Source organism: Streptomyces sp. NPDC034049, from assembly GCF_055575575.1.
The window spans coordinates 38,531-58,362 of sequence record NZ_JBVISJ010000004.1 but is presented as its reverse complement, the minus strand read 5'-3'; the positions used below and the strand labels follow the sequence as shown (position 1 = coordinate 58,362).

Here is a 19,832-nt window from a genome sequence, read left to right as displayed (position 1 = left end):
GTGATCACAGTCGTACGAGTCCGCGCACCTCGGGAGGCATCCGCGATGGCCGATCGACGCGCCCGCCCACCCGCGAAGAACACCGGCCCCGCTCCCAAGGGCGGCCGGAAGTCCGTCTGGCGCCGTGCGCTGCCCCCTTCGACACCACCGTCCGCCGGGCCGACGAGCGCGGACCAGGACCCGGCGCCGTCGAACGCGGCCGAGCGCGTGGCCAGTGTGGTGGAGGCGGCCGTGTACCAGGACGGGGTGCGTGTCTCCTCCCCGGCCACGCTCGCGGACACGTTCCGTGAACTCCGCGAGGCCCCGGCCGGCATGGCGTGGATCGGGCTGGCCCGCCCGACGGAGGCCGAACTCCTGTCCCTGGCGGCCGAGTTCGACCTGCACCCACTGGCGGTCGAGGACGCGATGGAGGCACATCAACGCCCCAAGCTGGAGCGTTACGGCGACACCCTCTTCGTCGTCCTGCGCGCCGCGCGCTACCTCGACGCACAGGAGGAGGTCGACTTCGGGGAGCTGCACGTCTTCGTGGGTCCGGACTTCGTGATCACGGTCCGGCACGGGGCGGCGCCCGACCTCTCGGCGGTGCGGCGCCGGATGGAGGAGACGCCGGAACTGCTGAAACTGGGCCCCGAGGCGGTCCTGTACGCCATCCTCGACGCGGTGGTCGACGGGTACGCGCCCGTCGTCGCCGGTGTGCAGAACGACGTCGACGAGATCGAGACGGAGGTCTTCCGGGGCGACCCGAAGGTCTCCCGCCGCATCTACGAACTCTCGCGCGAGATGGTCGAGTTCCAGCGCGCCACGCGCCCCCTTGTCGGGATGCTCCACGGCCTGATGGCCGGCTTCACCAAGTACGAGACGGACGAGGAACTCCAGCGCTACCTCCGTGACGTGGCCGACCACGTCACCCACACCAGCGAACGCGTCGACGGCTTCCGCCAGGCCCTCACGGAGATCCTCACGGTCAACGCCACCCTCGTCACCCAGCAACAGAACGCGGAGATGCGCGCCCTGGCGGAGGCGGGCTTCGAACAGAACGAGGAGATCAAGAAGATCTCGTCCTGGGCGGCGATCCTCTTCGCCCCGACGCTGGTGGGGACGATCTACGGCATGAACTTCACACACATGCCGGAGTTGCACTGGGTGTACGGATACCCCTTCGCGATCGCCCTGATGGGGATCGTATGCACCAGTCTGTACGTCATCTTCAAGCGGCGGGACTGGCTCTGAGTAATCAGGGTGAGAGCCGCTGCTCCGAGGAGTGCGAGCCCTGATCACAGTCGGCCACCTCCCTCGACCGTGGGCGTGGCCCTCCCGAGAGCCTGCTGCTGCGGCAGCACCTGGAAGCGTGCGCTATCACAGTGAGTAGTGCGTGATGGAGCCGTCACGGGGGTCGACGAACTCACCACGTTCGCTGTCAGTGGTCGACCTGCGCAACCACGCCTTGGCGTCTTCCAGCGTGTCGGACGACCTGTCCCGAACGCCGGGGATGCCGGCGACGCGGTACCGAGATCCCTTGCCGTAGCGGGCGGTGCGTTCCCGCAAGCTTGGCGGTCCCTGGCGCCGGTGCCGCCAGACGTACAGGGCGACTTTCCGGTCCGTTGCTGCGGGCCCGGTGCGGAGGAGGCGTGAGATCCGCTGGGTGACCGCCGGTCCGGTCGGCATCGACAGCAGATGAGCAGGGAACCCCGACGAGCTTGCGTGACACCGCACCTGACGCCCTACTGAGGGAAGCGCTTCGACGCGCGACTCTTCGAAACCCGATGCAGAGTCCACGCGGATCAGCCCGTTCACTCCATCTCCAGGTTGCGCTAGGATCCCCCAACCTTTCGAAGCGCTTCGACAATGGATGTCTTCGACACAGGGCAGGCTTTTCGACTCAATGGAGAGTTCTATGCCGAGTTCAGCCGGTTTCACTCGCCGCCAGGTCATGACGACCTCCGCGGCCCTCGCCGTCGCGACGTTGTCCACCTCGACGGCCGCCCAGGCCGCTGCCCGGTCCACTGGTTCCGCCGCGTCGGCGTCCGCCCTGGACGTCGTCGCGAAGATGCAGCCCGGCTGGAATCTGGGCAACACCTTCGAGGCCATCGGCGCCGACGAGACGGCGTGGGGCAACCCGCGGGTGACCCAGGCGTTCTTCCGCAGGCTCAAGGCGCAGGGCTTCAAAAGCATCCGGATCCCGGTCACCTGGGGCCAGCACGAGGGCCCGGCCCCGACCTACACGCTCGACCCGGTGTTCCTGGCCAGGCTCAAGCAGGTGGTCGACTGGGCCCTGGCCGATGGTTTTCACGTTCTGATCAACATGCACGGCGACGCGTGGCAATGGGTACCGAACATGCCGACCCAGCATGACGCGGTCCTGGCCCAGTACACGGCCACCTGGAAGCAGATCGCCGCCGCCTTCCGGGACGAGCCGCGCCGTCTGCTTTTCGAGAGCATCAACGAGCCCTTCTTCACCGGCAGTTCCGGCGACGAGCAGAACGCCGTTCTGATGAACGAGCTCAACACGACCTTCCACTCCGTCGTGCGTGCGGCCGGCGGGAACAATGCCGACCGGCTGCTTGTCATGCCGACCCTGGGGGACACTCCCGATCAGGCCAAGATCGACACCCTGCTCGCCACCTTCGCCGCGCTCGACGACCCGAATGTCGTGGCCTCGATCCACTACTACAGCTTCTGGCCCTTCAGCGTTAACCTCGCCGGCTACACGACCTTCAACGCGGCCACCCAGCAGGACCTGACCAACACGTTCGACCTGCTGCACAGCTCCTTCGTGGCCAAGGGGATCCCGGTCGTCGTCGGTGAGTACGGGCTGCTCGGCTGGGACTCCGGCCCCGGCACGGTCGAACAGGGGGAGACGCTCAAGTACCTCGAGTATCTCGGCTACTACGCGCGCCACCGGGGCTTGACCACGATGCTGTGGGACAACGGCAGTCGCTTCAACCGCCGCACCATGCAATGGAACGACCCGAGCCTCTATGCGCAGATACGTTCCAGCTGGACCGGGCGCTCCGGCACCGCGTCCACCGATCAGCTCTTCGTGCCCAAGGGCAAGACCCCGACGGACGCGACGATCACGCTGAACCTCAACGGCACCAGGCTGATGAGGGTCGATGTCGGGACCAGCCCCCTGATCCGGGGCGTGGACTACACCGTCAGCGGCAGCACCCTGACGATCGCAGCGGCGACCCTCCGTCGGCTGACCGCGTCGCAGGAGCACGGCACGAATGCCGTTCTGTCCCTCCGGTTCACGGACGGAATTCCCTGGGCCATCAACGTCATCACCTATGACAAGCCGGTCCTGACGAGCGCGACGGGTACGACGACCTCGCTGGTGATACCCACCGCGTTCAACGGAGACAAGCTAGCGACCATGGAAGCCGTCTACGCCGACGGCACCCCCGCCGGTCCGCAGTCCTGGACGACATACAAGCAGTTCAATGTGGCTTTCACCCTGGACTACACCGCAGACACGATCACCTTGCCGACCGCGTTCTTCGACGAGGTCACCGACGGCACCCCCGTGACCCTCACCTTCCACTTCTGGAGCGGGGCGATCGTTACGTACACGCTGACCAGGTCCGGCACCGCGGTCACGGGCACCTCCGCCTGAAAACGGCTCTCTCAGGAATGTGGACGGGCGCTCTCACGCACGTCTGACCGGCACCGCGCCGGCCCACTGATGACACTGGAGACCATGCTGAGGGTTCTCCGAGAGAGCGTGCGCTTTTTGACGAGATCGGGCCCCAGTGGGAGATCGGACATCTCGTCGCGGATGAACCCTGGGTGGTTGTCGAAGCCCAGGGAAGCGGGTTCTTCCACGAGGGGAGCCGATACGACGACCGCTACGCATACGTGCATGAGTCCGTCGACAAGCGGTTCAGAACGATCCGCGAGTACATGGACACCCAGACGTCGAATCGCACGTAGGAAAGGTCAGGACCACCAAGAGGCGATTGCGCACCGCCCAGCACCGATGGTCACCAAACCTTCACAGAGGTCGGCTACCAAGAGGGGCTCGGAGGGAACCCGGCGAGGAACAGGAGAGAGGGAATCGAGTGATCGCCGTCGCCGTGTTGCTGTTGCCCGCTCTGGGTTTGCTGTTGTGCGCCATGGACCGAATGGAGGACCGGCTGTGGGCCAGGCCGCCGAAGGCCCGCCACGCCCGACGCCGCCAGCTTCGTCTGGTGCACAGCAACGGCCCCCCTGCCGCAGAGCACAGGTCGGGCGGCAAGGTGCGCAGGGCCTCCCCGCAGCATGGCAAGGCCGCATGACATCCCGCTCCTGGGCTACTCGGCTGGTGCGGGGTTAGGCAGTGAGCCCCCCGTCGCGCTCTCCGGGTCAGCCCGGGGAGCTCGGCGCGTTTCCGCCATGCTCTGCACGCTCCCCGCAGGGGGCGGATACTGAACGCAGGGCCGGGCAGACGTGAGGTGTCCACGGCCCCGCGAAAGATCCGGTGATACGCATGGCCTCCTCCGTCTCCGGGCAAGGACCCGACACGCCTCCCCGTAGTGACGGCCTCGTGCACGAGGTCGAGCAGTTGCGCATCGAGAAGGAACAGCTACGGCGGGCCGTCACCTCCCACGCGGCCGTGGATCAGGCCATCGGGGTCCTTCTCCTCGTAGGGAAGATCACGCCCGAGGATGGTTTCACCGTGTTGCGTGAGGTCTCCCAGCACACCAACACCAAGCTGTCCTCCATCGCTGAGCAGATCGTCAAGCATGCACAGGGCGCGGACCTGCCGGACACCGTCCTGACCGAACTGCGCGCCGCGCTCGCGCGCAGGACGTAGGTTGCCACCTCACCACTGGAGCACCCAGCGCCTCGGAGCCGGCCTGGGGCGCCCTGGCCGCCTTCCTCGGCACCACCCCTCGAGGCGCGACCGACCGGCCCCTCCATCACCCTCGTCCGCGCCGACAGCCAGCAGGAGCGCACGGAGTCCCGGCGCCGCTACCTGGAGGTGATGCTGCGGGGGCTGCGCAACTGATCCAGCGCGAGCCGGGTGGAGGCCGCGCGGAAGACCTTCACCCCCTCTTGCCTGATCGAACGAGACGCCCCACCGCGCCCCCTCCACCAGCGACGAACGCTCCGTCCTGGTCGAGCCCACCACCGTCGAGCCCACCACCGCCAGCCACGCCCTGCGCCGCCAGCTCGAAGACCTCTGGGCACGCCGGAGGATCACACCGTCGGCGACCTCACCGACGACGAACGAGTCGAAACGGCGCCGCCGACCCCGGCCTCCCGCTGTCCGCGGCACGATCACCTCAGCGGAGACCTGGCCGATGCGTCGCGCCGGTGGGCACGACCCCGAGTGGGCCAAGGCGTGGGGCGCGGACGCCGGGTACACGGGCTGGAGTGGCTCGACAGAGCCGGAGAAGGTGGCCGACGCCGGCCTCGAAGGCCATGGCGCCGCCGTCCGCGAGGAGCCCGCCGACTTCTCCTACACCGGACGGCAGCCCCGCCTTCTGCTCACCGGCCCGGCGCACTCGGCGGCCTGTAGCCCTGTAGCTCCTGAAGGAATCCGGGCCTGTGTGATCAGGGCTGATCGCTGACGGCCCGGTAGGCCGCTGTGTAGAGGGTGTGGCACAGGTCGATCAGTTCTTCGACGGTGGCGTCCTGGTGGCCGAGCGTCCAGTCCACGAGGAGTTCGTTGACTCCGCCGACCAGACTCATCGCGGTCATGGTGAGCCGGCTGGAGGACGCTTCCGGGCCGGGGAGCGGTCCGACTACGCCGGCGACCATCGCGGCGAACTCGTGCAGGACCTCACGGCGCCGTACTTCGAGACGAGGGCTGGCGCCGACGACCTCGATGAGCACCAGGCGGGCAATACGGGCGTCACCGGCCAGTGCGCGGATGAACACGTCGAGGCCGGCACGCAACTGGGCGTCGACATCGGGGGCGGCAGCGGCCGCGGCCTGCGCGGTGTCGGCGGTGATCGTGGCGACCAGCTCGTTGTAGACCCCGGCGAGCAGGTCTTCGCGGTCGCGGAACGACTCGTAGAAGTAGCGCTCGGTCAGCCCGGCGTGCGAGCACACCTGCTTGACGGAGACCGAGGCGTATCCGGCCGTGCCGAACAGGTCGAGGCCCGCCTGGATGAGGCGGGTGCGGCGCTCCTGCTGTCGTTGCGCCGCGTCGCGTCCGCCGTAGCGCCGCCCGGCGGTCTGTGTGCCGGCCATTTCTCCCCTTCGCAGAGGTGTTGACACCGGTGTGCTCCGAACTGACACTCTAGCTTGTCAGTTTATCTGACATGGCGACGTGTCAGACGTGCGTGGGGCCGCTTCCCGCTCGGCGTTCGGCGTTCGGCGTTCGGCGTTCGGCGTTCCGCTCATGCTCAGGGCAAGAAAGGGGCTCGACCGTGGCAGCACCGCCCGAAGACCCGTACACATCCAGCCGTAGAGACCGCGACAGGCTCCCCCGCACCCAGCCGCTGACCGGCAAGGTGATCGCGGTCACCGGGGCGGGGCGCGGAATCGGGCGGGCCGTCGCAGCCCGGCTCGCCGCGGCCGGAGCCGTCGTGGCGATCGGCGATCTCGACGCGGAGCTTGCCGTCGAGACGGCCGGCGCCATCGACGCGCATCCCGGCGGCCGGGTACTCGGGCTGTCTCTCGACGTCACCGACACCCCTTCCTTCGAAACCTTCCTGCGCACCGTCGAGAGCCGGCTCGGGCCGATCGACGTACTGATCAACAACGCCGGAATCATGTGGGTGGGCCCCTTCGCGGAGGAACCGGAGGAAGCCGCCCTGCGCCAGTTCGACGTCAACGTCCACGGCGTACTGCGGGGGATGAAGCTCGTGATCCCGCGGATGCGGAAACGCGGTCGCGGCCACGTCGTGAACATCGCCTCCGCCGCCAGCAAGGTCGCCCCGGCCGGCGAGGCGACCTACGCGGCGACGAAGCACGCCGTCCACGGCTACAGCACCGCCGTCCGCGCCGAACTGCGCGGCACCGGCGTGCAGGTGTCCCTGGTGATGCCCGGCGTCGTGGAGACCGAGCTGGCCGTGGGCACCGCGTCCGGCCGCACCCCGCGCCTGACGACGGATCAGGTGGCCGACGCGGTGCTCGACGTCGTGCTGCGCCCGCGGTTCGAGGTCTTCGTGCCACGCCAGATAGCCGCCCTGACCCGGTTGGCCGCGCTGCTGCCGGGCCGTGCCCGCGACGCCCTGCATCACCTCCTTGTCCCCGACCAGCTCGCCGCCCTTTCCGACCGGTCGGTCCGCGCGGCCTACGAGCAGCGCACCCGGACCGCCCGCCAGACCGAAAGTTGAGCCCGTGACCACCACGCCCACGCCGGCGCCCGGCGCGGAGAAGGCCCAGGACGCCGCCGCTCCGCGTCCCATCCCCGAATTCGAAGGTGTCCACGACGTATGGCCCCGCGGTGACCGGCTGCACGCCGTGCGCAACGCCGCGACCGCCTACCGTGAGCGGTTCGTCCAGCAGGGCCGCATCCACGCCGTCCGCAGTTTCGACATCGCCGCCGCCCCCTACCCCACACGGTTCGGCTTCCACGGCGCCGCGCTCGCCGTCAACCCGTTCGTGAGCATCGTCAACCGGATGCTCGTCGTGCAGTTCGACGGCTTCGACGGTGAGTTGAAAACACTGGTGTGGGAGCCGACCGTCGCCGCCGGATCGGCGCAGGCCCCGTTCTACGCCCAACTCAAGCGGCTGGCGGGGGACTTCCTCACCGAGCACGTCTTCACCCGCTACTACCAGGACCCGGACACCGTCCTGCCCTCCTGCGGTCTGCGACCCGAGGACGTGGACTTCGTCAGCTTCGACCACCTGCACGTCCAGGACGTGCGCATGATCATGGGAAGCACCAGCACCATTCCCGGCGAACGGACGCCCCGCGAAGCGCTGTTCCCGCGCGCCAGCTTGCTGGTGCACCGCAGGGAACTGGGCACGTTCGAATCGACGCATCCGATGCAGTGGGCCTGGTACGTCGACGGAGGCATGGACGGCGTACCGCCCGAGCGCGTCACCGCCTTCGACGGCGATGTGGAACTCGGCGTCGGCGTCAGCCTGCTGTGGACCCCCGGCCATACGGACGGCAACCACTCCCTGGTGCTGAACACCCCCGACGGGGTGTGGGTCTCCTCCGAGAACGGCATCTCGGCCGACAACTGGCAGCCCGAGCTCTCCCGCATCCCGGGGGTGCGCCGCCACGCGGCGTTCTACGGCCATGAGGTGGTGCCCAACGCCAACACCCTGGAGGACTCTCTCGACCAGTACGACTCCATGGTCAAGGAGAAGACCCTCGCCGACCCCAGCCGGCGCGATCCACGCTGGTTGCAGATCCTGCCCTCCTCCGAGCTGGCGCGCTTCAAGCGGCACTGGCCGGTGGTGCCCAGCTTCTTCCACGGCGGTCTGAACTACGGCGAGTTGACCGCAGCCAGTGGTGGCCGGTCCGCAGCCAGTGGTGGCCGGTGACCGGCCCGGCCGCCCGCCGCATCGTCGTGGACGGCGCCGACGGCGTGGAGTTGGCCGCCTACCAATGGGGAGCGCCCACGGCTCCTCCGGTGGTGCTGGTCCACGGCTACCCGGACACCAGCGTCGTGTGGCACCCCGTCGCCGAGCGCCTGGCCGACCGCTTCCACGTCACCGCCTTCGACGTGCGGGGAGCCGGTGCCTCCCACCGGCCCAGGGGGCTGCGCGCCTACCGGATGTCCCGTCTGGAAGCCGACCTGGAGGCGGTTCTCGACGCGGTGAGCCCCGACCGCCCGGTGCACCTGGTCGGACACGACTGGGGATCGATCCACTCCTGGGAGTCGGTCACCGGCACCCGCCTGGCCGGGCGGATCGCCTCGTTCACCTCCATCTCCGGCCCCTGCCTGGACCACGTCGGCCACCTGATCCGTGCCCGCGTCCGGCCGCGGCATCCGGATCTGCCGAAGATGCTGGGGCAGGGCGTACGGTCCTGGTACGTCACCTTCTTCCACCTCCCCCTCCTGCCCGCCCTGACCTGGAGAGCACTGGGACACCGCTGGCGCGCCTTCCTCACCGGCTCCCAGGGCATGCCCGGGCACACCTCCTACCCCGCGCCGACGCTGGTCCGCGACGCCGTGTCCGGCACCGCGCTCTACCGCGCCAACATGCTGCCCCGCCTGCTGCGTCCCCGGGACCGACCGACCACCGTCCCGGTCCAACTCATCATCCCCACAAGCGACTTCTGCGTCACCCCGGTGCTGTCGTACGGAGTGGAGCGCTGGACGCGCCAGATACGACGGCACCCGATCGACGCCGGGCACTGGGTACAACTCAGCCACCCCGATGAGGTCGCGTCCCGGATCGCGGAATTCGCCGACCGCGTCGAAGACGGTGCGCAGTGCGGTCCGGACCGCACTGCGCACCCGAACTGACCGACCAACAGGCGGCAGTACTGGACGACTGCCTTCCCCTACTTCGATCGCTGACGAGGAGGAACCTGCCGTGTTCCGAGCCGCACGTGCCCACCAGAAGAGTGGGTCCGAGCCCGTCGACCACCACGACCTGGTGCTGCAACCCCGGGACGTCACCTTCGACTGGAGCACCACCCCGCTGCACTGGCTGCCGGGTGAGCCCTTCGCCACCCACACCATCGATGTGCTCCACCTCATGCTCCCCGAACTCGAACGCTGGTTCGTGCGCACCTTCGAGCAGGCACTGCCGCTGATCACCGACGACCGGCTGCGCGAGGACGTACGTGGCTTCATCGGCCAGGAGGCGATGCACGCCGAGGCGCACCAGGAGGTCCTGGAGCACCTGTTCACCAAGGGTCTTGATCCGGCTCCGTACACCCTGCAGTCCGAATGGATCTTCCGAAGGGTGCTCGGGGACCGGCCGGAGCTGACGCCGGCCGCCGCACACGCGCACCTGCTCCAACGGCTCGCCCTCATAGCGGCCTTCGAGCACTTCACCGCGTACATGGGTCACTGGATTCTCAGCAACGAACGCCTGGACCAGGCCGGTGCGGACCCCGCCATGCTCGATCTGTTCCGCTGGCACGGCGCGGAGGAGGTCGAACACCGTTCGGTCGCGTTCGACCTGCTGGTGCACCTCGATCCCCGGTACCGGCGCCGAGTGGTCGGCATGCTCGTCACCGCTCCGGTGCTGACCCGGCTGTGGATCCGCGGAGTCCGCTTCCTGATGGCCGCCGACCCCGAACTCGACGACCGGGTCAAGGTCCGCTTCCGCGACTACCTGGCCGCGGTCCGCAAGGACTTGTTGCCCCCGCCGGGCGAGTTCACCCGCTCGGTGCTGCGCTACTTCCGCCCTAGCTACCACCCGACCCAGGAGGGCTCGACCCAGCAGGCGGTCGCCTACCTGGCGGCGTCCCCCGCCGCCCGAGCGGCAGCCCGTTGAGCCGGCGACCAGTGAGGCACCCCATGGACATCAGCACACCCGTCACCCGGCCGCCGGACCTGTACGGCAGACCGCACGGCGACTCCTTCATGCAGAGGCTGGCGGCTTTCAGCGACCACGCGGTCACGCGCCTCGCGCGGCGCGGCACTCCTCCTGGGCGCCCGCCGGCCACCGAGACGCCCGTGATCCGGGAACTGGTGGTCGCCGCCAGGCACCAGGAGGCCGAGGATGTCGTCTCCCTGCGGCTGGAAGCACCCGACGGGGCAGTACTCCCGCCCTGGCAGCCCGGCGCCCACATCGAACTGCGCCTGCCCTCCGGCCGCAAGCGGCAGTACTCGCTGTGCGGCGACCCTGCCGACCGCTACCGGTACCGCGTCGCGGTACGCCGCATCGCAGGCGGCGGAGGCGGTTCGGCCGAGGTGCACGACGTCCTCGGAGAGGGTGCGCAGGTTGCCCTCACCCCGCCCCGGAACGCCTTCCCCTTCGCCGCCGAAGCACGCGTCCTGCTCATCGCGGGGGGCATCGGAATCACCCCGATCCTGCCGATGGCCCGGGAAGCCGCCCGACGCGGGCTGGACTGGAGGCTCGTGCACACCGGCCGCAGCCGCGCCTCGATGCCCTTCGCGGCAGAGCTGGCCGCACTCGCGGCCGCAGCCCCCGGCCGGGTCCGCATCCGTCCTGACGACGAGTCCGGCGTGCCCGAAGCAGCCGATCTGTTGAGCTTGAGCCCGGCGGCGGGTGCGGTGTACTGCTGCGGGCCCGCCCCCATGATCGACGGCGTTAGGCGCGCGTTCGATGACAGTCGCGCGTCAGCCCTGCACTTCGAGCGTTTCGCTCCGCCCCCGATCACGGACGGCCGTCCCTTCGAACTGCGGCTGGGCGAGACCGGACGGGTTCTGCCGGTGCCGTGCGACCGCTCCGCCCTGGACGTTCTCCACGAGGCCCTGCAGGACATGCCGTTCTCCTGCCGTCAGGGGTTCTGCGGCACCTGTCGGGTACGGGTGGCCCACGGCCAGGTCGATCATCGTGACCGCCGGCTCACGGCGACCGAACGTGCGGAGGGCGCCATGCTGCCGTGCGTCTCGCGCGCACCGGAAGGAGAGCGGTTGGTGCTGGAGGTGTGAGCGACGGTGAGCCCGAGCAGGGCGCGGCCGTCACCGCGAGGACCACGTTGCCCGGGCCCTGGGAGACGCCGCCCCCGGGCAGCGGAAGGCGCGCGAGCGGTCTTCTCGGTTCAGACTCCTGACGGACGGCGGTCCGCACGATGGCGTACGGCGAACTCGACGCGGAGAGCGACCGGGTGGCCGCCTCATTCAAGGCGGGGGCGGTGGTGAACCCGGTGAACGTCATGCTCATGGGTTCTTCGTGCGGTGCGTCGGGCTGCGCGGGCGGAGAAGGTCCATCGACTTCTCTGCCGATCGGCGGGTTTGCGGTGACGGGCTTCAGCCGGTGGTCAGCATGCCTTCGCGCAGGCGTTTCAGGGTGCGGGAGAGCAGGCGGGAGACGTGCATCTGGGAGCAGCCGAGGCGTTCGCCGATCTGGGCTTGGGTGAGTTCGTCGACGAAACGCCAGTGGATGATCTGCCGGGACCGTTCGTCGAGGTCGGCGATCAGGGGGGCGAGGGCGTGGAAGTCCTCCACCAGTTCGATGGCGGTGTCGTCGGCGCCGATGAAGTCGGCCAGGACGCTCTCGCCGTCCTGGCTGCCGGAGAGGGTGGCGTCCAGGGAGGCGGAGGTGTAGCCGTTGGCGGCGCGGCGGGCCTCGATGACCTCTTCCTCGGAGAGGTTCATCAGTGCGGCGAGTTCCCCGGTCGTGGGGCTGCGGTCAAGGCGGGACTGCAGTTCCTCGGTGGCGCGGGCCAGTTGGACGCGGGCCTCCTGAAGCCGGCGGGGCACATGCACGGCCCAGCTGGTGTCGCGGAAGAACCGTTTGATCTCGCCCACGATGTAGGGAATGGCGAAAGAGGTGAACTCCACCTCGCGTGACAGCTCGAACCGGTCGATCGCCTTGATGAGACCGATGGTGCCGACCTGGACGATGTCTTCCATCTCCTGCGGTCCGCGGCTGCGGAAGCGGCCGGCCGCGTAGCGCACGAGGGAGGTGTTCATCTCGATCAGCGTGTTGCGCGCGTACTGGTATTCGGGCGTGCCCTCTTCCAGCAGCGACAGCCGCTGGAAGAACTGCTTCGACAGCGACCGGGCGTCGTTCGGCGCGACCCTCAACGGGTCGGCCACCTCAGGCAGGTCAGCCTCGAGTTGGTCGACGACTCCCGAGTGGGTCACCGATGTCACCGTCATGCGCTTCATCCCTTCCCCTGTGCCGGCTCTCGGCCCCTGGCGCGGTTGCGCGCCGAGAGGCAGCGCCTACCCCTCATTCCGCAGATCATGCCGACCAGCACACGGTCGGCCGTCCGTCCGGGCGAACCAGAACCTAGCGTGCCGCAACGAGCGGGTGCGGAGAAGACGGTGATGCGCGCCCGAGCTCCGGTGCGGGGCTTGAGGTGCGGGGCTTGAGGTGCGGGGCTTGAGGTGCGGGGCTTGTGTGGTGGGCTGGTATAGATAAGGGGAGTCGACGTCTGCGATCTGGGCAGACGCTCACGATGGACGCTGCGTGGTGAGGGGAAGAGCGTGGATGTCCCGGTCGATGCGGGGAACCAGTCCGACGCGCCGTCACACGGCGCGACCGGGCTGGAGGTCCATCTCTTGCCGGGACGTGCCCATGTGCGTGCGGCCGGGGAAGTCAACGCCCTCACCCGCCCGATCTGGAGCGAGGCGCTCGGTCAGCTCGCGCAGTGGGGCGAGGACCTTGTGCATGTGGACATGTCCCAAGTGATCTTCATCGACGTGGCGGGCGTGACAGAGCTGGCGATGGCTGCGCAGTCGCTGCGCGGCGGGCGCCGGATCGTGGTGCGACAACCACCGCCGCAGTTGTCACGCGTACTGGAGCTGTTCTGGCCCGGTCTGGGCGGGATCGAGGTGGCACCATGACCCGCACCGTTGCCGAGGACGATCAGTTTGTGCATCCGGCGCTGTTCTATCGCGGTGAGCAGCAGTACCTGGCCGGCACGGTTCCCTTCGTGCTGGAGGGTCTGGCCGCGGGCGAGCCGGTGGCGGTGGCCGCTCCGCCGGAACGCCTGCAAGTGATCAGGGACGGTCTGGGCGAGCAGGCCGCGCAGGTGCACTTCGTGGACATGACCCAGGCCGGCCGCAACCCCGGGCGGATCATCCCCAACGTTCTCCGCCGGTTCGCCGACGCCCACACCACCGGTCGGGTGCGGATCATCGGTGAGCCGATCTGGCCCGGCCGCACCAGCACCGAGTATCCGGCGTGCGTGCAGCACGAGGCGCTGATCAACGCGGCGTTCACCGGACGTGCGGTGACGATCCTGTGCCCGTACGACGCCGACGGCCTCGCCGCGCAGGTGCTGGAGGACGCCTGGGCCACCCATCCACTGGTCATCGACGAGGACGGCGGCAAGACGTCGGCCGCCTACCAGTGGGAGACGGTCGTCGCCCGCTACAACCAGGCGCTGCCCGTACCGCCACAGGCCGAGACGGCCTCGTTCCACGGCAGCGGCGAACTGCACGAGGTGCGGGAGTTCGCCGTGCTGTGCGGCAAGCGGCTGGGGCTGGACGGGCGCCAGCTGCAGGACCTGGAACTGGCGGTGGCGGAGCTGACCACCAACAGCGTCATCCACGGAGCCGGCGGCGGCACCCTGCGGATCTGGGCCGAGGACGAGCAGATCGTCTGCGAGGTGCACGATGCGGGCCGGCTGACCGATCCGCTGGCCGGGCGGCGCCCCCAGGCCCCCGACCGGCCCGGCGGACGAGGACTGCTGCTGGTCAACCACGTCGCCGACCTGGTGCGCATCCACACCGGCCACGAAGGCACCACCCTCCGTTTCTACCTCAGCCGCTGACCCCTTCCGAACGGGCGGGCGCGGCTCGGCGTACGTCTTGGCCATGGACGCTGTGAACCATGACAGCGTGCCGCAGAAGGTGATCGCGACCGTGAAGGGGCATGTCTTCGGTACGTCCTCGGTGTCTCTTCGGCGCGACCGTCACGTCACGGCACCGGCGCCGGAACGACTGGGGGGCCGTGGTCCAGGGGGCCATCTGCCCGGCGGTCGGCTCGCGGTCAGCGCAGGGCCGCCAGGACGTGGCTGGGGCCCACCTGCCAGACCGGGCCGACGTGTTCGAATCCCGCGTCGCGCAGCAGGGTGACGTGGCCGGAGAGGGTCAGGTCGTTGCCCTCGCAGTGGGGGCGTCCGGTGTCCGCGCGGTGTGCGAGGAGGCGGGCGAGTTCCGGGTCGGCGGCGGCGCCGGCCCACCAGGAGTCCCAGTCCTCGACGAGGGGCACGGCGGTGCGTTCGCTGCGGCGGCGGCCGATGTCGAGGGCCAGCTCGGAGACCTTCGTGGAGTCCGGGCTGATGTGGTCGCCGTTGATCAGGATGCCGCCGGGCCGCAGCAGCCCGGCGAGTTCCCGGTAGACGCGCCGCAGGGTCTCCGTGCCGAGGTAGTGCAGGGCGGTGGTCGACACCACCGCGTCCACGGGGCGCTCCAGGGCGAGTGCGTCGAGCCAGCCGGGTTCGCCGATCACCGTTCTGACGTACCGCAGGGCGGGGCCGTAGTGCGCGCTGCCCAGTTCCAGGAGGAGCGGGTCCGCGTCGACCGCGAGCACGTCGGCGGTCGGCAGACGGGCGGCGAGGCGGGCGGCCAGGCACCCCGGGCCGCTGCCCAGATCGAGGACGAGCGGTACGGCGCGGTCGCGTGTCACATGCTCGACCAGATCCGCGATGACCTCGAACCGTTCCTCGCGGTCGACCGCGTACAACTGCTGCTGGCGTTCCCAGCGCTCCACCCAGCGCGCCGCCGTCGTCGTACTCAGACCCATGCCTGTCGCACTGCCCCCGTCTCCGGAACCTGCATCCTGTTAATGGAAATCATTGCAGACTGGCGAGGGTGGTGAGCAGTCCTTCGATCTCCTCAGGGGTGTTGTGCACATGCAGGCTCACCCGTACCGAGCCGTCCTCCGGGTCGCGGCCCGCCTGGCAGTGGCCGTCGGAACGCACCATGAACCCCCGGCTGAAGAGGATGAACCCGAGGTCCTGCGAGCCGATCTCGCGGTGCCGGAAGGTGACCAGGCTGCGGCGCCGCTGCACCTCGGTGTCGGCGCGGAGGCTCGTGCGGCAGCCGAGCACCTCGTAGGCGTCCATCCGGGCGAGTCCGTCGGTCAGCAGGGAGGTCAGCGCCACGGTCCAGCGTTCGATCCGGTTCGTCCCGGCGGCGCTCAGCCAGTCGAGCGCCGCCGCCAGCCCCGCGACACCGACCGTGTTGGGGGTGCCGCTCCAGCCGCCGGGCCGGAGGGCCGGTCCGCGCCGGCCGCGCGCCCAGACCGCGCCGGAGCCGGGCAGGGCCATCGTCTTGTGGCCGGAGAACACCAGGAAGTCGACGTCGAGTTCGGCCACCGAGACCGGCATGTGCCCGACGCTCTGGGCGGCGTCCAGACAGATCGGCACGTCCGGCCCGACGACCTGCCGGATCCGGTGCACGTTCATGTCGACGCCGTGGACGTGGTGGACGTGGGTGGCGGCCACGAAGCGGGTGCGGGGGCCGACCAGCGCGGCGAGCGCGCGCGGATCGTAGTCGCCGGAGGAGGCCTGGTAGGGCAGGTGCCGGACGTGGACGCGTACGCCCTGTCGGGCCAGCAGCTCGGCGGCCTCCAGCCACGGCGACAGGTTCGCCTGGTGGTCGGCGTGCGGGACGACGATCTCGTCCCCGTCGGTGAGCAAGGCGGGCAGCCAGTCCAGTGCGATCATCCGCAGCCCGGCCGTGGCCCCGCTGGTGAAGTGGACCGACGAGCGTTCCGGGTCGGGGTCCCCCAGGAACCGCTTGATCTGCTCCCGGGTGTGCTCCACCAGCGCCGTGGTGGTGTTGGCCCACGGGTAGGAACCCCGGCCCGCGTTGGCGTTGGTCGTGGTCAGATACGTCTGTACGGCGTCCAGGACGGGCCGCGGTTTCTGGCTGGTGGCCGCGCTGTCCAGGTAGGCCAGGTCCGGGTGCGCGGCGATGATCGGGAACTGGGCGCGCAACGGCCCTTGCCACGCCGCCAGTTCCGCCAGCTCCTTGGCGGGGTCGGGCATCTCAGTCACGCACCAGGGGGGCGCCCGCGTCCCGCCAGGCGATGACGCCGCCGGACAGGCTGCGCACATCGGGGTGGCCCATCCGGGTGAGCAGGGCCGCGTACCGGGCCGACTTCTCGCCGACCGGGCAGGCGAGCAGCACGGGCTGGCGCTTGCCGAACGGCAGCCCGCCCCGGACCAGTTCCTCGAAGAGTTCGTCGACGATGTTCACCGAGCCGTCGATGTGCAGCGCGGCGTACGCGAAGGGGCCGCGCAGGTCGATCACGAGGGGACGCTGCTCGGCGATCCACTTCTGGGCCTCCTCGACGTCGATGACCTTCGCCGAGCGGATCTCGCTGTCGGTCGGTGCCGCGAGCGCGTTGCGCGCCGGGGGGCGGCCCAGCAGGTCCGGGCGGCGCTGCCGGACGTAGCCGAGGTAGCTCTCCACCCGGTCGCAGACGATGAAGACGGCCGTCTTCCGCTCCGTCAACTCCGCGTCGACGGCGGCCAGATGACGGACAGCGCCGTGGTAGGCCGCTCCGCCGGTCGGGCCGGCGAGCAGTCCGCAGCGGCGGAGCAGGGTGAGCATGCCGTCGATGGCCTCGTCGGCGCTCACCGACTCCAGCGTGTCGTAGGTGGCCGGGTCGAAGATGCCGACCTCCTGCACCTCGTCGACGGTACGGATGCCGGGGATGAAGTCCCCCTTGCGGCCGACCAGCCCGACGACGCGCACCGCCGGGTCGTGCGCGCGCAGCGCCCTGGCGACGCCGGTGGACGAACCGGCGGTGCCCACACAGGCGATGAACCAGTCGGGGGCGCGGCCGTCCAGGTCGGCGATGATCTCCGGGCCCGTTCCGGTGGCGTGGGCCTCGGTGTTGAGGGCGTTGAAGTACTGGTCCGTGTGCAGGTGGGCGCCGCCCGGGCGGTTCAGGCGCTGGTGGAAGAGGGTCAGGGGGTCCTCGGTGTCGGTCGGGTCGAGGCATTCGGTCTGGCCGGGGAGTTCCTCGATCTCGGCGCCGAGCAGCAGGAGCAGGTCCTTGATCTCGGGGACGCGCATCCGGTTGGTGACGCTCTTGAACGGCAGGCCGTGCAGTCCGGCGATGAGGGCCAGGGCCTTGGCGGTGTTGCCGCTGGACAGCTCGACGATCGTCTCGCCGCGCTCCTTGGCTCCGGCGATGTCCTGCCGGGTCATGCTCCACGCGGCCCGGTCCTTCAGCGAGCCGAAGGGGTTGAGCATCTCCAGCTTGGCGTAGAGGTCGATGTTGCGCAGGCCGTGGACGGCCGGGTCGATGCGGACCAGCGGTGTGTCGCCGATGGCGTCGGTGATGGTGTCGTACCTCATCCCTGCGGACCCCCCGTGCGGTCGAGCGGCCAGTACTCCTCGTCCAGACACCACCGCCACCGGTCGCCCTGCCGGTGGACGGCCACCTTGCGGGCGACGGGCTGCTGTTGGGCGCGGGTGGCGCCGAAGTCCATGCAGTAACCGGCCGTGTTGACGAAGGCGAGGAGGTCGCCGGGGTGCGGGAGCCGGGGCAGGAAGACGGTGCGGCGGGTGATCAGGTCCGCCTCCAGACAGAGGTTGCCCATGAGATGGACGGCGACCGCGCCCGTCGTCTCATGGCCGGAACCCGTGGGGGCGTCGCCGGAGCCCGTCGGGGTGTCGCCGGAACCCGTCGGGTCTCGGGACAGGACCAGGGGGTCCAGGAGCACTCCGTGGTCCTCCAGGCCGACGTCGCCCGCGTTCATCGCGAGGCGCACCAGGTACGGCCCCGTGTCCGTGGGCCGGACCTCCAGGACCCGGCCGAGGGTGAGGCCGCACTGGTCGACCAGGGCGCGGCCGGGCTCGACGTAGAGGTCGTACAGGCTCTCCAGCAGCAGGACACCCAGGGGGCGCCCCAGGCTCGGCGAGGGGTACGAGAGCAGTGCGTCGAGGTACGCGGCCCCGGCGACGGGGCGATGGGCGGGGTAGAGGCTCAGCGCGCCCCTGAGGGTGCCGTTCTCGGCCCGTAGGCCGTAGCCGTGGCCGCCCCAGGTCAGGGGTGGGCGGCTGCCCATGACGGCGGCGGTGAGTTCGGTGGTGTAGCGCTCCCACTGGGCCGCGTGCGCCAGATAGTCGATGCCGAAGCCGCCCCCGACGTCGATGGCGCGCGGCTGGAACCCACGCATCCGCAACTCCTCCATGGCCCGGAGGCATCCGTCGAGCGCGGCCGCCTTCTCGTCGAGGCTGGTGGTGTCGAGGTGGTAGCCGACGCCGATCGGCTCCAGGACCTGCCGGTGGCGTTCGAGGATGTCGAGCAGGAGGTGCAGGGATTTCACCGAGGTGCCGAAGCGGCTTCGGCGCGAGAGCCGTCTGGCTCCGGCCGCCTCGAATCCGGAGAGGCGCAACAGCACGCGCAGGGGCGGTAGTTCGTGGATACGGACGAGGTCGGCTGCCTGCCGGAGTTCCTCGGGGCCGTCGACGTTGAGGACGGCTCCGGTGCACGCGGTGAGCCAGAGGAAGTCCGGGTCCTTGGGGCCCGTCGCCATGATCCGGTCTCCGGCGAACCCGGACCCGAGCGCGTGCTGGAGCTCACGCAGCGAGGCGGCGTCCAGGGCGGCGTCGGTCGTGGTGAGCCGGCGTACGAGGGAGCTGGAGCGGTTGGCCTTGTGGGCGAAGTAGATCTGCCCGCCGAGGCGGTGGCGGTCGAAGACCGCGCGGAACTGACGCAGATTGTCGGCGATGCGGTCCGGCAGGACGATGTTGAGAGGTGAGCCGAGCGCGTCGACGAGGGTGTGGAGGAGGGGAGCCGACTCCAGGAGCGCCGCTGTGGGCGGTGCCAGCCGCGGCTCCAGGTACAACGGGTCGTCGCTCATACCAGCGCTTCCTCCCGCCGCGGAGTACGTACCGGTGTCGGCAAACAGCCATAACGACCCTAACCAGCACCGGCCCCTCTCAACCCGGCACGGCCGAAGGGGAGCCGTTTCCGACTGTTTCCGGCTGCCGGACGGCTGGAACGGGACGGTCGGGGGCGGGACGGGGTGGGACGGGGTGGAGGGGGGGCTGGGGGCGGGAGGGGGCGGCGGGTTGGGTGGGGCCGGCGGGCCGGGAGGGGTCGCGGCGGGGCGGCAGGGGCAGGGTCGGCGGGCGGGGAGAGGCCGGGAGGGGCGGCGGCAGGAAGAGGCCCGGCGGGCCGAAAGGCCGGTAGGGAGGCGGTGGGCCGGGATGGGTCTCGGTGGGGCGGGACGAGTCGGGAGGGCCGGTAAGGGGGCGGTGGGCAAGGAGATGCCCGGGAGGCCGGGAGGCCGGGAGGCCGGGAGGCCGGGAGGCCGGGAGGCCGGGAGGCCGGGAGGCCGGGAGGCCGGGAGGCCGGGAGGCCGGGAGGCCGGGAGG

Annotated in this window: 17 protein-coding genes and 1 pseudogene; 11 read left to right on the top strand and 7 right to left on the bottom strand. The window is 70.1% G+C overall.

The features are described from left to right. The first annotated feature begins 45 nt into the window (after positions 1-45). On the top strand, positions 46-1,230 hold the full coding sequence (locus ACZ52C_RS13495; RefSeq protein ID WP_469074858.1) for a magnesium and cobalt transport protein CorA: 1,185 nt from the start codon (positions 46-48) through the stop codon (positions 1,228-1,230). A 141-nt stretch (positions 1,231-1,371) separates the two neighbouring features. Here the strand turns inward: ACZ52C_RS13495 and ACZ52C_RS13490 are convergent. Further along, positions 1,372-1,491 (bottom strand): annotated as a pseudogene (locus tag ACZ52C_RS13490) (tyrosine-type recombinase/integrase); the annotation flags it as partial. 403 nt (positions 1,492-1,894) lie between these two features. Between ACZ52C_RS13490 and ACZ52C_RS13485 the strand changes: the two are divergent. From ACZ52C_RS13485 to ACZ52C_RS13475, 3 genes are all read left to right on the top strand, one after another. Further along, a complete protein-coding gene (locus ACZ52C_RS13485) occupies positions 1,895-3,613 on the top strand; it encodes a cellulase family glycosylhydrolase (protein ID WP_469074857.1) in 1,719 nt (572 codons plus the stop codon). Between the two features lie 852 nt (positions 3,614-4,465). After that, positions 4,466-4,792, top strand: coding sequence for an ANTAR domain-containing protein (locus ACZ52C_RS13480; protein ID WP_469074856.1), 327 nt, complete (start codon positions 4,466-4,468; stop codon positions 4,790-4,792). A gap of 490 nt (positions 4,793-5,282) precedes the next feature. After that, on the top strand, positions 5,283-5,552 hold the full coding sequence (locus ACZ52C_RS13475) for a hypothetical protein (RefSeq protein ID WP_469074855.1): 270 nt from the start codon (positions 5,283-5,285) through the stop codon (positions 5,550-5,552). On the opposite strand, the gene ACZ52C_RS13470 is transcribed toward ACZ52C_RS13475, so the two are convergent. Continuing rightward, positions 5,536-6,177, bottom strand: a complete 642-nt coding sequence (locus tag ACZ52C_RS13470; protein ID WP_469074854.1) for a TetR/AcrR family transcriptional regulator — start codon at positions 6,175-6,177, stop codon at positions 5,536-5,538. The genes ACZ52C_RS13475 and ACZ52C_RS13470 overlap by 17 nt on opposite strands. A gap of 179 nt (positions 6,178-6,356) precedes the next feature. On the opposite strand from ACZ52C_RS13470, the gene ACZ52C_RS13465 reads away from it, so the two are divergent. The 5 genes from ACZ52C_RS13465 to ACZ52C_RS13445 all read left to right on the top strand — a co-directional run bounded on the left by ACZ52C_RS13465 (position 6,357) and on the right by ACZ52C_RS13445 (position 11,465). Further along, a complete protein-coding gene (locus ACZ52C_RS13465) occupies positions 6,357-7,268 on the top strand; it encodes an SDR family oxidoreductase (protein ID WP_469074853.1) in 912 nt (303 codons plus the stop codon). A 4-nt stretch (positions 7,269-7,272) separates the two neighbouring features. Continuing rightward, on the top strand, positions 7,273-8,430 hold the full coding sequence (locus ACZ52C_RS13460; protein WP_469074852.1) for an MBL fold metallo-hydrolase: 1,158 nt from the start codon (positions 7,273-7,275) through the stop codon (positions 8,428-8,430). Beyond that, complete coding sequence (locus tag ACZ52C_RS13455) at positions 8,427-9,359, top strand: alpha/beta fold hydrolase (RefSeq protein ID WP_469074851.1); 933 nt, start codon at positions 8,427-8,429, stop codon at positions 9,357-9,359. The genes ACZ52C_RS13460 and ACZ52C_RS13455 overlap by 4 nt, the downstream gene beginning before the upstream one ends. A 70-nt stretch (positions 9,360-9,429) precedes the next feature. Continuing rightward, positions 9,430-10,341 carry a metal-dependent hydrolase gene (locus tag ACZ52C_RS13450; protein WP_469074850.1) on the top strand — a complete coding sequence of 304 codons (912 nt, stop codon included), beginning with the start codon at positions 9,430-9,432 and terminating at the stop codon, positions 10,339-10,341. Between the two features lie 23 nt (positions 10,342-10,364). Further along, positions 10,365-11,465 carry a PDR/VanB family oxidoreductase gene (locus tag ACZ52C_RS13445; RefSeq protein ID WP_469074849.1) on the top strand — a complete coding sequence of 367 codons (1,101 nt, stop codon included), beginning with the start codon at positions 10,365-10,367 and terminating at the stop codon, positions 11,463-11,465. Between the two features lie 318 nt (positions 11,466-11,783). Here the strand turns inward: ACZ52C_RS13445 and ACZ52C_RS13440 are convergent, their stop codons facing one another. Next, positions 11,784-12,638, bottom strand: a complete 855-nt coding sequence (locus ACZ52C_RS13440) for an RNA polymerase sigma factor SigF (protein ID WP_469074848.1) — start codon at positions 12,636-12,638, stop codon at positions 11,784-11,786. A 330-nt stretch (positions 12,639-12,968) separates the two neighbouring features. Between ACZ52C_RS13440 and ACZ52C_RS13435 the strand changes: the two genes are divergently transcribed. Together ACZ52C_RS13435 and ACZ52C_RS13430 are read left to right on the top strand one after the other, a co-directional pair. After that, a complete protein-coding gene (locus tag ACZ52C_RS13435; protein WP_469074847.1) occupies positions 12,969-13,328 on the top strand; it encodes an STAS domain-containing protein in 360 nt (119 codons plus the stop codon). Further along, positions 13,325-14,260 (top strand): anti-sigma factor RsbA family regulatory protein, encoded by a 936-nt coding sequence (locus tag ACZ52C_RS13430; RefSeq protein ID WP_469074846.1) that lies wholly within the window; start codon positions 13,325-13,327, stop codon positions 14,258-14,260. The genes ACZ52C_RS13435 and ACZ52C_RS13430 overlap by 4 nt, the downstream gene beginning before the upstream one ends. Before the next feature lie 218 nt (positions 14,261-14,478). Here the strand turns inward: ACZ52C_RS13430 and ACZ52C_RS13425 are convergent, their stop codons facing one another. Genes ACZ52C_RS13425 through ACZ52C_RS13410 form a run of 4 tightly spaced genes read right to left on the bottom strand, consistent with a single transcriptional unit; the run spans position 14,479 to position 19,315 of the window. Beyond that, positions 14,479-15,234: a class I SAM-dependent methyltransferase gene (locus tag ACZ52C_RS13425; RefSeq protein WP_469074845.1), complete on the bottom strand. Its 756-nt coding sequence runs from the start codon at positions 15,232-15,234 to the stop codon at positions 14,479-14,481. A 49-nt stretch (positions 15,235-15,283) separates the two neighbouring features. Beyond that, positions 15,284-16,483, bottom strand: a complete 1,200-nt coding sequence (locus tag ACZ52C_RS13420) for an aminotransferase class V-fold PLP-dependent enzyme (protein ID WP_469075332.1) — start codon at positions 16,481-16,483, stop codon at positions 15,284-15,286. 1 nt (position 16,484) lies between these two features. After that, a complete protein-coding gene (locus ACZ52C_RS13415) occupies positions 16,485-17,804 on the bottom strand; it encodes a pyridoxal-phosphate dependent enzyme (protein WP_469074844.1) in 1,320 nt (439 codons plus the stop codon). After that, a complete protein-coding gene (locus ACZ52C_RS13410) occupies positions 17,801-19,315 on the bottom strand; it encodes a type III PLP-dependent enzyme domain-containing protein (RefSeq protein ID WP_469074843.1) in 1,515 nt (504 codons plus the stop codon). The genes ACZ52C_RS13415 and ACZ52C_RS13410 overlap by 4 nt, the downstream gene beginning before the upstream one ends. Positions 19,316-19,832: the final 517 nt, after the last annotated feature.

Excerpts from the sequence above, each read along its gene's own strand:
- ACZ52C_RS13495 (WP_469074858.1), top strand. The coding sequence starts at position 46 with ATGGCCGATCGACGCGCCCGCCCACCCGCGAAGAACACCGGCCCCGCT.
- ACZ52C_RS13485 (WP_469074857.1), top strand. The coding sequence starts at position 1,895 with ATGCCGAGTTCAGCCGGTTTCACTCGCCGCCAGGTCATGACGACCTCC.
- ACZ52C_RS13480 (WP_469074856.1), top strand. The coding sequence starts at position 4,466 with ATGGCCTCCTCCGTCTCCGGGCAAGGACCCGACACGCCTCCCCGTAGT.
- ACZ52C_RS13475 (WP_469074855.1), top strand. The coding sequence starts at position 5,283 with ATGCGTCGCGCCGGTGGGCACGACCCCGAGTGGGCCAAGGCGTGGGGC.
- ACZ52C_RS13470 (WP_469074854.1), bottom strand. The coding sequence starts at position 6,177 with ATGGCCGGCACACAGACCGCCGGGCGGCGCTACGGCGGACGCGACGCG.
- ACZ52C_RS13445 (WP_469074849.1), top strand. The coding sequence starts at position 10,365 with ATGGACATCAGCACACCCGTCACCCGGCCGCCGGACCTGTACGGCAGA.
- ACZ52C_RS13440 (WP_469074848.1), bottom strand. The coding sequence starts at position 12,638 with ATGACGGTGACATCGGTGACCCACTCGGGAGTCGTCGACCAACTCGAG.
- ACZ52C_RS13430 (WP_469074846.1), top strand. The coding sequence starts at position 13,325 with ATGACCCGCACCGTTGCCGAGGACGATCAGTTTGTGCATCCGGCGCTG.
- ACZ52C_RS13425 (WP_469074845.1), bottom strand. The coding sequence starts at position 15,234 with ATGGGTCTGAGTACGACGACGGCGGCGCGCTGGGTGGAGCGCTGGGAA.
- ACZ52C_RS13420 (WP_469075332.1), bottom strand. The coding sequence starts at position 16,483 with ATGCCCGACCCCGCCAAGGAGCTGGCGGAACTGGCGGCGTGGCAAGGG.
- ACZ52C_RS13415 (WP_469074844.1), bottom strand. The coding sequence starts at position 17,804 with ATGAGGTACGACACCATCACCGACGCCATCGGCGACACACCGCTGGTC.
- ACZ52C_RS13410 (WP_469074843.1), bottom strand. The coding sequence starts at position 19,315 with ATGAGCGACGACCCGTTGTACCTGGAGCCGCGGCTGGCACCGCCCACA.